The following is a 13,013-nucleotide window of genomic DNA, read 5'->3' on the forward strand; positions in this document are numbered from 1 at the left end:
CGCGGCCGGAACATCAGCGTAGTCCCCGCGTCAACGCCGCGCCGCCAACCGGTTCGCGGCGAACCAGGCAGTCGCGAAGTCGACAGCGGCCCGCGCCGGCAGCAGACGGGCGTCGGCCCGCCCCACCCGACCGTGGCGCACCAACGGCGTCTCGTCGAGCGCGGCACCCACCTTCGGGAAGTCCCGGTCGTCCAGGTCGAGCGCCCGGAAGTCGAGGCGGACCCGCCGCCCGTCGACGAGCCGGAAACAGTGGTAGTCGCGCTCGGGCGGCGGCACCGGCAGCCGGTACTCGGCCAGGTGCAGGGCACTGCACGCCTCGTAGCCGAGGCCGAGCAGCAGGATCTGCCCGTCCGCCGCGTAGAGGCCGCCAACCGGTGAGCGTTCCCCCAGGTGGCAGGTGAGGTCATGACCGTCGGTGAGCTGCCGGGCCCGGGGGCCGAGCGCGGCGAACGAGGTCTGCGGATGGTCGCTGCGCACCGCCCCGGGGGTGCACCGGACGTACTCGGCGAGCACACCCATCCGTTGCGAGGGGGTGCTGCGCCGGTCCCAGCCCGGCAGCGCCGCCTCGTACCGCTCGCGCTGTGCCCGGTCCATGCCGGCGGTGGCCGCCAGGTGGGCGCGGGAGGTGGTCGAGTTGCCGTCGGTCTGGGTGGGCACCAGCAGGGTCCCGGCCGGGCCGAGGACGTCGCGCAGCGCGCCGGCGAGGGTCGCGGGGCCGTGCTCCAGCGGGCCCACCCGCCGCAGGCCACAGTGCACCAGCAGGCACACCCCCGGGCGTACGCCCAGCGCCCGCAGGTCGTCGGCGAGGCGGGAGCGGCCCAGGCGGGGCGGTGGCTGCTCATCCGGACCCGACACGGGTCTCCTCCAGCGCGTGGCGCAGCTGGCCGACGAACCGCTCGCCCGCCGCCGTGAGCGACCGGCTGGCCAGCAGCGCCTCGACGCCGTCCCGGGTCCACGCCCGGAAGTGGGCCGCCTGCGCCGACGCGTCCGGATCGTCGGTGTCCGCCCGGGACCGCCAGACCTGGGTGACGGCGAGGTGGGCGTACACGCCCTGCAGGACGCCCTCAGGTGGTCGCGGGTCATGGCGCCAGGGCACCCGGATCCGGGTGCCCTGGCCAGGTTCGACCAGGTCGTACAGGTCGAGCACCGCGCCCAGCTTCGCGTGCTGCCACTCGTGCACGAGCAGCACCGCCATCGTCTCCGGGTCGGGATGCGGGGTGACGGCGACCGCGCCGAACGCGTGCCGGGCTGTCGCGCTGCGCAGTGGTCGCGCCGGGTCGGGGGCCAACGGAACGACGGCACGCAGGCCGCCGTCGAGCGCCGCCGCGTGCGCCGGCACGTCCCGCTGCACGACCCGCCAGGCGTCGGTCAGGGTACGGCCCAACGCCCGCGCGGCCGGAGCCTCGAGGCGGGGTTCCACCGGCTGGCCGTAGCAGTCGCGGTACGGGTCGCCGTCCTCGATGAGTAACCGGCCGCCGGGCACCGGCACGTCGCGGGTCGGCAGCCAACCGGTCGACGGCGGCGCCAGCGGATCGAGGGACACCGTCCGCTCGACCGACCCGATCCGGGCCCGGAACTCGCCGGGCCCGACGGTCACCTCGGCGCTCTTCCCCGGGCCGGGTAGCACCAGGTCACCGAGCGTGGGCACCGTGATCGCGCCGGCCCGCAGCGGGACGCGCACCGTGGCCGGCACGCCGGCCCGCAGGGCCGCGGCGACGGCGAGGGCCGGCAGTGGGTCGAGTGCCGCGCCGAGGCCCGGCAGGGCCGCCGGGTCGAGGCGGTGCACGAGCGCGGGCCGGACGAAGGGGTGTGCCAGGACCGCCTGGACGGCGTCCGGGGCCGCCTGGTCGAGGTGGACGAGCAGGTCCCAGGCGGCAGTGCTGCCGAACCGGTCCCGGCAGGCCGCCAACAGCGCCCGGGTGATGGAGAGCTGGGTGGCGGCGAGCAGCGCGAGCGTCGACGTCGACCCGTGCCCGGTGGCCAGGTCGTCGAGCAACTCGTCGACGGGCGCGGTGGCGGACCATTCGCCCGACGCGGGCGGGGTGGGCGGCGGGTAGGCGTCCACCGCGTCGATCAGGCCGAGCAGGTCGGGGCAGTACACCGAGGGGTTGTCGAAGCCGGAGCCGGTGCGCCAGCGGTGGGCGTACAGGCCGCCGCCGCACCTGTCGACCACCGGGCAGGCACGGCAGGTCGCGCTAAGCCCGTCCACGCCGTCCTGCCGGACCGCGACCCCGGGGTGCCGCACGACCTCGTCCACCGGGTGGTCGAACACGTCGAGCCCGGTGCCGGCCGCGCCGTGGTACGCGGTCTTCAGCGAGTCGACCTGCTCCCAGGCGCCGTCCGTCTCGATGACCAGCACGTCGGCCGGCGCGAGACCGAACGCCTCGGTGCCTCCGCCGCCCGGGCGCAGCGCCTCGAACATGCGGATCGACACCGGCCGCCCGTCGTCCACCCACCGTCGGTGGATCCGCCCCAGCCACCGCGCGTACGGGGTGGGGTCGGGCCCGGGGCGAAGCGGGGGGTGGTCCCAGGTGGCGTGTGGCAGCAGCAGGTCGACACGGGGCGGGCGCTCGGCCAGCAGCGCCTCGTACACCCGGTCGGGATCGTTGCGGACGTCGACGGTGCAGAGGATGCCGGCGTAGCTGGCGCGGTGTTCCGGCCGCCGGAGCAGGGCCAGTGCCCGCCGGACCTGGTCGTGGCTGCTGCCACCGTGGGCGAAGACCCGGTGCCGGTCGTTGGCGGCACGGTCACCGTCGAAGGACACCCCGACCCGCACGTCGTACTCGACGAAGAGCCGGCACAGCTCCTCGTCGAGCAGCACCCCGTTGGTCTGCAGGCGCAGGTCCAGCCGGGCCCAGGGGGTGATGGCCGCGCGCAGCTCGGCCAGCACCTCCCGCAACCCGGCGGCGCCCAACAGCAGCGGCTCACCCCCGTGGAGCACCACGTGCACGACCGGCACCCCGTGCTCGCGGGCGTGCTCGGCGATGCGCCGCGCGGCTCGCCGGACCGTGGCCGGCGGCATTCGCGCCGGGCGGCCACGCCAGGTCTGGTCGGCGTGCTGGTAGATGTAGCAGTGGTCGCAGCTGAGGTCACACCGGCTGTGCACCTTCAGCACGAACTGGCTGATCCGCCGGCATGATCCGCCCACTCCGGGTGGACCGCACCGGCAGACCATCACTCAGATGGACGAGTTGAAGGCGGCGACGGCGACGACACCGGACGGCACGGAGCCGGTCGTGACGACGCGCCTGCGCACCGCCTCAACCAGATCGGCGTGCTCGACAGTGATCCGTTCCAGCGGGGTGTGCAGGCTACGGGTGAGATCGTCTAGGTCGGGACGGGTGGGGCGGGCGGGGGCATGGTCCACAATGAGTCTCCGGGGGCCCGGGGCGCTGGGAGCGCGAGCGGCGGCTGTGGCTCGAACGGCTCTGGTCCGTGACCAGGATAGACAAATATCGACCCAGTGTCACCGTCGGTACCACCGTCGGCACGGCGAGTGGCAGACCACGGTGGACGAAGGAGGAGCTCACATGTGCCGGAGCATCAAGACGCTGCGTGAACCGTTCACCCCGCAGGTGACCGACGCGGACGTCGAGGCGGCGGCGTTGCAGTACGTCCGGAAGATCTCTGGCTTCCGGGCGCCCGCCGCGCACAACGCCGCCGCGTTCGACGCCGCGGTGGCCGCCGTGGCCGGGGCGACGCGCACCCTGCTCGACCAACTCGTGGTGCGGGGCGCCGGAGCGGGCGTCACCGACCGGTCGGCCCCCGCCGCCAACTGATCGCCGCCCACCGGCACGGCACCCGGCCGGGCCTGACCCTGGGCAGGGTCAGGCCGCGGCGAGTGCCGGGGCGACGGTGTCCGGCGCCCAGCGCGAACGGTGACACTGCGACCAGCCCCGGCATCCCGGGTCACCCAGCGAGCAGAGCCGCATCTTGCTGAGCACCTCACCGTCGTCGGTGTCCCGCACGTCGAAGTGCACCGGACGGACCGTGCCGTCCGGGGCGACGAGCAGGTGCCGGCCCGCGTCGAGCGTGTCGTCGCGCAACAGGCAGTTGCGGCCCAGCAGTCGGGCCAGCGCGGCGATGCCCGCGTGCTCGGAGAGCTGCTCGGGCACCCCGTAGCAGTCCACCACCGTCGCGAACTCGCCCGGCGCCTGCCAGACGTCACACACCACCGCGTACGTCGGCAACCGCGCCGGGTCGGCCACCGCCAACGGCATCACCACCCGGCCAAGCGCCTCGGCCAGCGCCGGGTAGACCTCCACGGGCTGAGCCCCGTCGATTCTCCAGTTCCACAGCTCGGTCATTCCGCCTCCTCGCTGCGTTCGTCCCCACCGGCCTCCGGATCGGGCCTTACTCACGATGGTGGGGGGCATTTGACCCCAGCCGGGGGCAAGTTACCGGTCTGTGACCATTCCGGGCAAAATTTCCCTGAGCGGCATTGCTCGGAGTAGCGGGAAGGTGACAGTTTATCGGGTATGGTGCGCCATCCGTACCACCGCCGCCGCGTGTCCCCCGCCGGGCAACAGCACCCCGGTCAGCGCAGCACGACCAGGTGCTCCCCCCGGGGCAGCAGCTCACCCACCACGGGAGCGCCGGGCACCTCACCGGCGACCAGCAGGCCACCCGAGGTCTGCGCGTCGGCCAGCAGCAGCCGCTCCGCCTCGTCCGCCGCACCGAAGTCGGTCCACGGGGTCACCCAGTCCAGGTTCCGCCGGCTGCCGCCGCTGACGAACCCGTCGCGCAGCGCCTCGCGCGCACCGGCCAGATAGGGCACCCGGGCGGTGTCGATGGCCACCGTGAGCCGGCTGGCCCGGGCCAGCTTCGAGGCGTGCCCGAGCAGCCCGAACCCGGTCACGTCGGTGCCGCAGCGGATACCGGCGGCGACCGCCGCGCGGGCCGCGTCCCGGTTGAGCGCGGCCATCGTGGCCACCGCCTCCGGGAAGCTCTCCCCGGTCGCCTTGTGCCGGGTGTTCAGCACACCCACCCCGAGCGGCTTGGTCAGCGACAACGGCACCCCGGCCCGCCCGGCGTCGAGGGTGATCAGCTCCTCCGGCCGGACCGTGCCGGTGACCGCGAGACCGTACTTCGGGCCGTCGTCGTCCACGCTGTGCCCGCCGGCCAGGTGACAGCCGGCCTCCCGCGCCACGTCCTGGCCGCCGCGCAGCACCTCACGGGCCAACTCCAACGGGAGCACGTCACGCGGCCAGCAGAGCAGGTTGAGCGCGACCAGCGGGGTGCCGCCCATCGCGTACACGTCGGAGAGCGCGTTGGCCGCGGCGATCCGACCCCAGTCGTACGCGTCGTCGACCACCGGGGTGAAGAAGTCGGCGGTGCTGACGAGGCCGGTCCGCTCATCCAGGCGCACCACCGCCGCGTCGTCGCCGTGGTCCAACCCGACCAGCAACTCGGCGGTGCCGGTCGCCGGACCGAGACCGGCCACCATGATCTCCAGCTCACCCGGGGGAATCTTGCAGGCGCAGCCACCGCCGCGGGCGTACATGGTCAACCGTACGGGTTCGGTCATCCCCCCATGATCTCGACAAGGCGCCACGATCGCCACCGGCACCACCCAGCCGGTGACCAAAATCGGACGCCCGAGAACGATCGTGACCGGTGTTACCGCTCCGTGACCCGCTGGGTTGCGTTCTGCCACATCACGCCGCCTACAGTGGCCGCACCGGGGGTCAACCGACCCCGCTCCGGGAGACGACAGGGACGGTGAACGACGTGACGACGGGCGAACCGCTCATCGTGCTGGACGCGGTCAACAAGTGGTTCGGGCCGCTGCACGTGCTGGACGACGTCTCGCTGTCGGTGGGTCGCGGCGAGGTGGTCGTGGTGATCGGCCCGTCCGGCTCCGGCAAGTCGACGCTGTGCCGCACGATCAACCGACTGGAACCGATCAACTCGGGCACCATCACCTTCGACGGTCAGCCGCTGCCGGCCGAGGGCAAGCCCCTCGCGAAGCTGCGCAGCGAGGTGGGCATGGTGTTCCAGTCCTTCAACCTCTTCGCCCACAAGACCATCCTGGAGAACGTCACCCTCGGCCCGATCAAGGTCCGCAAGGAGAAGCCGGCCGCCGCGCGCGAGCGGGGCCTGGCCCTGCTCGACCGGGTCGGCATCGCCAACCAGGCGGACAAGTTCCCGGCTCAGCTCTCCGGCGGGCAGCAGCAGCGGGTGGCGATCGCCCGGGCCCTGGCCATGCAGCCCAAGGCGATGCTCTTCGACGAGCCGACCTCGGCGCTGGACCCGGAGATGGTCGGCGAGGTGCTCGACGTGATGACCTCGCTGGCCAGCGACGGCATGACGATGGTCGTGGTCACCCACGAGATGGGCTTCGCCCGGCACGCGGCGAACCGCGTCATCTTCATGGCTGACGGGCAGCTGGTCGAGGACGCCCCACCAGCGGAATTCTTCGCCAACCCGCGCAGCGAGCGGGCCCGAGACTTCCTCTCCAAGATCCTCACGCACTAGGCGTCCGTTGTGGAGCGTGCCGCACGCCGGCGGGCTCCGTTGAAGAAGGAGAAAAGTATGCGTATCACGCGCGTTGCGGCAGTCGCCGCGGTCGCCGCTCTGGCGCTCGGCCTCACCGCCTGTGGTGGCGATGACGGCGGGGAGGGCACCGGCGCTGGCAGCAAGTCGTTCACCGCCGGCACCACCATGGAGAAGCTGAACAAGGCCCAGAAGATCAAGGTCGGCACCAAGTTCGACCAGCCCGGCTTCGGCCTGAAGGGCCTCTCCGGCAAGCCGGAGGGCTTCGACGTCGAGATCGCCAAGATCATCGTCAAGGAGCTCGGCATCCCCGAGGACAAGATCGAGTGGGTCGAGGCCCCCTCGAAGGTCCGCGAGGACGTGATCGTCAACGGCACCGTCGACCTGGTCGCCGCGACCTACACGATCAACGACAAGCGCAAGGAGCGCATCGCCTTCGCCGGGCCGTACTACGAGGCTGGCCAGAACATCATGGTGAAGAAGGACGACACCACGATCACCGGTCCGGACTCGTTCAAGGACGGCACCAAGAAGGTCTGCTCGGTCACCGGCTCGACGCCGTTCGAGGAGATCAAGAAGTACGTCAAGGACGTCGCCACCCAGCTGGTGCCCTTCGACACCTACGACAAGTGCCGCGACGCCCTCAAGAGCGGCCAGGTCGACGCCGTGACCACCGACAACGTGATCCTGCTCGGCTACATCGCCAAGGACGAGGCCTCCTTCAAGCTGGCCGGCAGCAACTTCACCAAGGAGCCGTACGGCATCGGCGTGAAGAAGGAGGACGCGGACTTCCGCAGCTTCATCAACGACACCCTGGACAAGGCTGTCGCCGACGGCAGCTGGAAGAAGGCCTGGGACGACACCGCCGGTAAGTTCGGCGCGGAACTGGGCTCGGCGCCCACCATCAACCGCTACTGATCCTTCGACCTGGAGGGTGGGGAGGAACACCGACCCGTGAACGTGCTCATCGACAAGTTCGACGTCTTTGCGGGTGGTTTCTGGCTCACCCTCCAGATCTGCTTCCTCGCCGCGATCGGCGCCCTCATCCTGGGCGCCGTCGTGGCGGTGCTCCGCATCTCGCCGGTGCCGCCGCTGCGCGCGCTCGGCACCAGCTACGTGAACGTCTTCCGCAACATGCCGCTGACCGTGGTGATGTTCTTCGCCGCGTTCGGCCTGCCGGCGCTCGGTTCCAACGCGGACTTCCTCCGCATCCCGGTGATCGACTCGCTGTTCACCCGGCTCGGCACCGATCTGCCGTACTTCCGATTCGCCCTGATCGCCCTCGTGCTGTACACCGCCGCGTTCGTCTGCGAGGCGCTTCGGTCCGGGGTCAACGCGGTGCCCTCCGGCCAGGCGGAGGCGGCCCGCTCGCTGGGCCTGACCTTCGGGCAGAACCTGCGCTACGTGGTGCTGCCGCAGTCGTGGAAAGCATCCATCGTGCCGCTCGGCTCGGTGATCATCGCGATGATCAAGAACTCGGCGCTGGTCGGCTTCTTCGGGGTGGTCGGTGACCTGTCACAGACCGCCGACCAGCTCACCTCGGCCGAAGGCTACGCCTTCGTGCCGGTCGCCCTCGGCATCTCGATCGGCTATCTGATCATGACCGTGCCGCTCGGCACCCTGCTGGACCGGATCGAGAAGCGACAGGCGGTGGCCCGATGAGTCAGCAGACCAGCGTCCTCTACGACGTTCCCGGGCCCCGGCAGCGGCGGATCACGCTGATCAGCAGCATCGTCGCCGGACTGGCCCTGCTCGTCGGTGCGTACTTTCTGGTCTACCGGCCCCTGGACGAAAAGGGCCAGTTGTCGATGGAGCTGTGGGGTCCGCTGGTCGACCCCTCCAACGAGAACTTCTCCCTGGTCTGGGAGCGGATCGGCCTCGGCTTCAAGAACACCCTGATCGCGGCGGCGATGGCCATCGTGGCCTCGCTGGTCGTCGGCACCCTGCTGGCGGTGCTGCGGATCCAGCTCAAGAGCCTGACCGGTCGCAAGTTCACCGGTCTCGCCGCGCCGCTGGCGTACCTGCTGCGCGGGCTGAGCGTGCTGCTCTCGGTGGTCACCCGGGTCTGTGTCGAGGTGTTCCGCGGCCTGCCTGTCGTGCTCACCATCTTCTTCGTGGCCCGCGGCTTTCCCGAGTTCGGCATCTACTTCGACAACCTCTGGTACCTGGTCATCGGCCTCACCATCTACAACTCCGTGGTGATCGGCGAGATCCTCCGCTCGGGCATGGAAGGTCTGCCGGGCGGCCAGGCGGAAGCCGCCTCCGCCATCGGGCTGTCCCCGGCGCAGAGCACCCGGATGATCCTGCTGCCGCAGGCCTTCCGGATCATGCTGCCGGCGCTGATCAGTCAGCTCGTGGTGGTGCTCAAGGACACCTCACTCGGCTTCATCATCAGCTACGAGGAGACCCTGAACATCGGCAAGCAGATCATCGGCGCACTGGGCAACCCCATCCAGGTCTACGTCGTGATCGCCGTGCTCTTCATCGTGGTGAACTACTCGCTGTCGAAGCTCGCCCAGTACGTCCAGCGGCGGCTCGCCCAGGGTCGCAAGACCGCGAACACCCCGGCGCAGAACCCGCCGCCCGCGGCCCTGATGTCCCAGGCCGAGGGCGCGGGCGGAGGCGGCGGGGGCGTCTGAGCCACGTCACACCGACCAGAAGACCCGAAGGCCGCCCCGAACTGCTCGGGGCGGCCTTCGGTCATCTCCAGCGTCCGCGCGGTGAGGGGGCCGCCGGTCTGACTCAGCGGGCGATCTCGGTGACCCGGGACTCGCGGACCACCGTGACCCGGATCTGACCCGGGTAGGTCAGCTCCTCCTCGATCTGCTTGGCCACGTCCCGGGCCAGCACGGCCGCCCCGATGTCGTCCACGTCGTCCGGCTTGACCATCACCCGGATCTCCCGGCCGGCCTGCATGGCGAAGACCTTGTCCACGCCGAGCTTGCCGGCGGCGATCTCCTCGATCCGCTCCAGCCGCTTGACGTACGCCTCCAGGCTCTCCCGGCGCGCGCCCGGCCGACCACCGGAGCAGGCGTCGGAGGCCTGGGTGAGCACTGCCTCGATGGTCTGCGGCGGCACCTCGTTGTGGTGCGCCTCGATGGCGTGCACCACGTCCTCGTGCTCGCCGTACTTGCGGGCTAGGTCAGCGCCGATGATGGCGTGGCTGCCCTCCACCTCGTGGGTGAGCGCCTTGCCGATGTCGTGCAGGAACGCCGACCGCTTGATGATGGGCACATCCAACCGCAGTTCGGCGGCCATGATGCCGGCGATGTGGGCGGTCTCGACCAGGTGCTTGAGCACGTTCTGCCCGTACGAGGTGCGGTAGCGCAGCCGACCGAGCAGGGAGACCAGCTCCGGGTGGATCTCGGTGATGCCGACCTCGACCAGGGCGTCCTCGGCGGCGCGCAGGCAGAGCTGCTCCACCTCCTGCCGGGCCAGGTCGTAGACCTCCTCGATCCGGTGCGGGTGGATGCGCCCGTCCAGCACCAGCTTCTCCAGGGTCACCCGGCCCACCTCCCGACGGACCGGGTCGAAGCAGGAGAGCAGCACCGCCTCGGGGGTGTCGTCGATGATCAGGTTGACACCGGTCACCGACTCGAAGGCGCGGATGTTGCGCCCCTCCCGGCCGATGATCCGCCCCTTCATCTCGTCACCGGGCAGGTGCAGGACGCTGACCACGCTCTCCGCGGTCTGCTCGCTGGCGACCCGCTGGATCGCGTCCACCACGATGTGTCGGGCCCGCTGCTCGGCCGTGTTGCGCGCGTCGGACTCGATGTCCCGCACGAGCAACGCCGCCTCCCGCTTGGCCTGGGTCTCGATGGCGTCGATCAGCTCCAGCCGCGCGGATTCGGCGGTGAGCCCGGCGACGCGTTCCAACTCCCGGCGGCGCAACTCCTCCGACTCGGCCAGCTCGGCCTCCCGCTGGGCGAGCGCGGCCTCCCGGGCGGCGAGGGCGGCCTTCGCGGCGGTGAGCTGCCGCTCCCGCTCGGCGAACCGCTCCACCTCTTCGGTGTGCATCCGCTCCCGCTCGTCCATCCGGGCGGCCCGACGTTCCACCTCGGCGGCCTGCTCCCGGGTCGTGGCGGCGAGCACCGCCACCTCCCGCTCTCCGCTGCGCCGGGCTGCCGTACGCAACTGCTCGGCGTCCGCCTCGGCCTGCTTGTGGGCGCGCTCCAGAACGGTGTCCGCCTCGGCCCGGGCGTCGTCGAGGACCCGACGCGCCTCGGCGCGGGCCGCTTTCGCCTCGGCCTTCGCCGCCGCCGCCTCGGTGCGGGCCGCAGCGGCCGCTGACTTCGCCACGTCGATCGTGCTGTTCGCCTGGTCCGCCGCGGTCCGCAGGGCAGCGAGGGACTGCTCCTGCCGGTCCTTCTCGGCGATGAAGGCGGGGTCCTCCGGAGCCGGCGCGGCGCCCATCCGGCGCAGTGTCCGGATGCCGACCAGCACGGCCCCGATCACCACCACCGCGAGGACGAGGACGGCCGCGAGGAGCACGACGTCGAAGGCGTTCATGCCGGGACCCCGTCGGGTCTACCGATGAACCTGTGCCGCCGCCCCGCCATGGCCGCCTCCCCTAACGTCGAGACCGCAGCGACCGTGCCGAGGGCACACTCCTGCGGCTGTGGACGCCCGACCGGAGCGGCTGGCCGTGGATAGCTTTCTCCGCCGGCGGTGCCCGCAGGCAGCGTCGGCGACCGGGTGCAGTTGTCGCAGCGATCCGGACCGGCCTGTCCGGAACTGCTGCCAAAGGCCGCGGAGTCGGCCAAAGTGATGCTGTTCTGTTACGCGATCTATGTTGTGCGCTTAGCCTGCGCTGGTCGGGCAATGTGAGCCTGTATGGCGAGGCTAGGTCGCCGGGGGTGCTCTGGTCAAGGACTCATGATCAAACCCCCCGAACGGAGAGAAGTCGTACCGTCACCACGCGCTGACATCGCGCCGGACAGGAGAGGACAAACTCCGCGAGGTGCACCGCCCGCCGGACACGTCGGGCCTGCTCAGCGCCGTCCAGCCGGCTCTCAGACAAGGCCGACGACCCTGCCAGGTGTGACCCATCCGTCTCATCACACGTCAGCTGGCTCCCACCGCCACCGCTGCCGTGACCAAGGCCGCGTTGTCCGCGGCCGGTGAGCCGTCCGGTAGGCACACCGTGTCCTCAAGGCCGATCCGGGTGGCCAGGCCCCGGCGTACCGCCTCGGCGAGGACCGGCCAGGTCGCCGGCCCCTCGGCGTGCAGCAGCACCGACGGCGCGTCCGCCGGCAGCGCGGCGAGGATCCGGGCGGCGTCGGCCAACGCGACCGCCACGTCCTCAGCCATGCACTCGACCAGCAACCGCCCGGCCGGCACCCGCCACCTGCGGTACGCCGCGACCGCGTCAAGCGTCCACAGCCCTGCCTCGACGAGCACACCGCGCTCGTGCAGGGCGGCCGCGACCGCCTCGGCGCCGGGCTCGTGCGCGTTCACCGAGGCGAAGTCGGGCAGCACCTGCCAGGCCCGGACGGCGGCCACCCGCGCAGCCGGATCCGGCGAGATCCAGGCCCCGGTGCTCACCCCGACCGGCAGCCCCGGCCGGGCGGCACGGATCGCGGTCAGCGCGTCGGCGATCACCGCCGGCCGCAGCGACTCGGCACCAGCCTCGTCCCGGGGATGGACGTGCACGGCCGCGACGCCGAGCGCCGCGCAGCGGGTCGCATCGGTGGCCAGCTCCGCCGCCGTCAGCGGCACCGCCGGATGGGCCCGTCGGTCACGCCCGCCGTTCAGACATGCCTTCAACATCAGGCCCGCACCCCCATCGGGAGTCGCAGCGGACCGCTGAGCGGGCCGCTCACTCGGCCAGCCGGTTGTCGCGCTCCAACTCGCCCTCGGCGTCGGCTAGCGCGTCGGCGTCGATCTGCTCGGCGAACTCGGCCGCCTCGGCGCTCTGCGCGGCGAGCGCGTCCTTCACCGCCCGGATGGCCACACCAGGCGGGTAGCCCTTGCGGGCCAGCATGCCCACCAGCCGGCGGAAAACCGCGTCCGGCTCGCCCCGGGCGGTGCGCAGCTTGCGCTCCACGAGACTGCGGGCGGTGTCCGCCTCGGTCTCCTCGTCCAGCTCGCCCAGCGCCTCGGTGGCCACCTCGCCGTCCACACCCTTGCGGCGCAGCTCGTTGGCGAGCGCCCGGCGAGCGAGGCCCCGCCCGGCGTGCCGGCTGGACACCCACGCCCTCGCGAACGCGGCGTCATCGATGATGCCGACCTCGTCGTACCGGTCGAGGACCTCTGCCGAGACCTCCTCGGAGATGCCCCGCTTGGCCAGCGCCCCGGCCAGCTCGGCCCGGGTACGGGGCCGGACGGCCAGCTGGCGCAGGCAGATCTCACGGGCCACCTCGGACTCGTCCCGGGGAGGAGCCGGAGACTCGACGGCGTCGGCCTCCCCGGAACCACCCCGGCGGCCTCGCCGAGGGCGGGGCGGGTCGGTGGCGTCGCCCGTACGAGGCGGACTGGCATCCCAGCCCCGCCCCGTACGAGCGCGTCGTCCTGCCACG

13 protein-coding genes are annotated in these 13,013 nt (G+C 71.8%); 5 read left to right on the forward strand and 8 right to left on the reverse strand.

Features of this window, described 5'->3' with window-relative positions; genetic code table 11:
* Positions 1-30 precede the first annotated feature (30 nt).
* From AB0C03_RS03010 to AB0C03_RS03020, 3 genes are all read right to left on the reverse strand, one after another.
* Positions 31-855: an AAC(3) family N-acetyltransferase gene (locus AB0C03_RS03010; RefSeq protein ID WP_245233744.1), complete on the reverse strand. Its 825-nt coding sequence runs from the start codon at positions 853-855 to the stop codon at positions 31-33.
* Positions 839-3,115 (reverse strand): FxsB family cyclophane-forming radical SAM/SPASM peptide maturase, encoded by a 2,277-nt coding sequence (locus AB0C03_RS03015; RefSeq protein WP_357633839.1) that lies wholly within the window; start codon positions 3,113-3,115, stop codon positions 839-841. The genes AB0C03_RS03010 and AB0C03_RS03015 overlap by 17 nt, the downstream gene beginning before the upstream one ends.
* Before the next feature lie 63 nt (positions 3,116-3,178).
* Complete coding sequence (locus AB0C03_RS03020) at positions 3,179-3,367, reverse strand: hypothetical protein (RefSeq protein WP_030336759.1); 189 nt, start codon at positions 3,365-3,367, stop codon at positions 3,179-3,181.
* A gap of 163 nt (positions 3,368-3,530) precedes the next feature.
* On the opposite strand from AB0C03_RS03020, the gene AB0C03_RS03025 reads away from it, so the two are divergent.
* Positions 3,531-3,779: a DUF2277 family protein gene (locus tag AB0C03_RS03025; RefSeq protein WP_030336761.1), complete on the forward strand. Its 249-nt coding sequence runs from the start codon at positions 3,531-3,533 to the stop codon at positions 3,777-3,779.
* Positions 3,780-3,827: 48 nt separating this feature from the next.
* On the opposite strand, the gene AB0C03_RS03030 is transcribed toward AB0C03_RS03025, so the two are convergent.
* The gene (locus AB0C03_RS03030) at positions 3,828-4,307 is read right to left on the reverse strand and encodes a hypothetical protein (protein ID WP_030336763.1); all 480 of its coding nucleotides are present in this window, start codon (positions 4,305-4,307) and stop codon (positions 3,828-3,830) included.
* Between the two features lie 230 nt (positions 4,308-4,537).
* Positions 4,538-5,527 (reverse strand): selenide, water dikinase SelD, encoded by a 990-nt coding sequence (gene selD, locus AB0C03_RS03035; RefSeq protein WP_357633844.1) that lies wholly within the window; start codon positions 5,525-5,527, stop codon positions 4,538-4,540.
* Positions 5,528-5,721: 194 nt separating this feature from the next.
* Here selD and AB0C03_RS03040 point away from each other — a divergent pair, with 194 nt between their 5' ends.
* The 4 genes from AB0C03_RS03040 to AB0C03_RS03055 are packed head-to-tail and all read left to right on the forward strand — an operon-like array spanning position 5,722 to position 9,134.
* Positions 5,722-6,477 (forward strand): amino acid ABC transporter ATP-binding protein, encoded by a 756-nt coding sequence (locus AB0C03_RS03040; protein WP_030336767.1) that lies wholly within the window; start codon positions 5,722-5,724, stop codon positions 6,475-6,477.
* Positions 6,478-6,534: 57 nt separating this feature from the next.
* Entirely contained in the window at positions 6,535-7,413 is an 879-nt protein-coding gene (locus AB0C03_RS03045; RefSeq protein ID WP_030336769.1) for a glutamate ABC transporter substrate-binding protein, read from the forward strand.
* Between the two features lie 36 nt (positions 7,414-7,449).
* Complete coding sequence (locus AB0C03_RS03050) at positions 7,450-8,157, forward strand: amino acid ABC transporter permease (protein WP_030336770.1); 708 nt, start codon at positions 7,450-7,452, stop codon at positions 8,155-8,157.
* On the forward strand, positions 8,154-9,134 hold the full coding sequence (locus AB0C03_RS03055; protein WP_030336771.1) for an amino acid ABC transporter permease: 981 nt from the start codon (positions 8,154-8,156) through the stop codon (positions 9,132-9,134). The genes AB0C03_RS03050 and AB0C03_RS03055 overlap by 4 nt, the downstream gene beginning before the upstream one ends.
* A gap of 103 nt (positions 9,135-9,237) precedes the next feature.
* On the opposite strand, the gene rny is transcribed toward AB0C03_RS03055, so the two are convergent.
* The 3 genes from rny to AB0C03_RS03070 form a co-directional block, all read right to left on the reverse strand.
* Positions 9,238-11,004, reverse strand: a complete 1,767-nt coding sequence (gene rny / locus AB0C03_RS03060; protein WP_030336772.1) for a ribonuclease Y — start codon at positions 11,002-11,004, stop codon at positions 9,238-9,240.
* Positions 11,005-11,559: 555 nt separating this feature from the next.
* The gene (locus AB0C03_RS03065) at positions 11,560-12,264 is read right to left on the reverse strand and encodes a 3-keto-5-aminohexanoate cleavage protein (protein ID WP_357633849.1); all 705 of its coding nucleotides are present in this window, start codon (positions 12,262-12,264) and stop codon (positions 11,560-11,562) included.
* A gap of 49 nt (positions 12,265-12,313) precedes the next feature.
* Positions 12,314-13,012, reverse strand: coding sequence for a regulatory protein RecX (locus AB0C03_RS03070; protein ID WP_030336774.1), 699 nt, complete (start codon positions 13,010-13,012; stop codon positions 12,314-12,316).
* Between the last annotated feature and the right edge of the window lies 1 nt (position 13,013).

Source organism: Micromonospora parva, assembly GCF_040649675.1.
GTDB lineage: Bacteria > Actinomycetota > Actinomycetes > Mycobacteriales > Micromonosporaceae > Micromonospora > Micromonospora parva.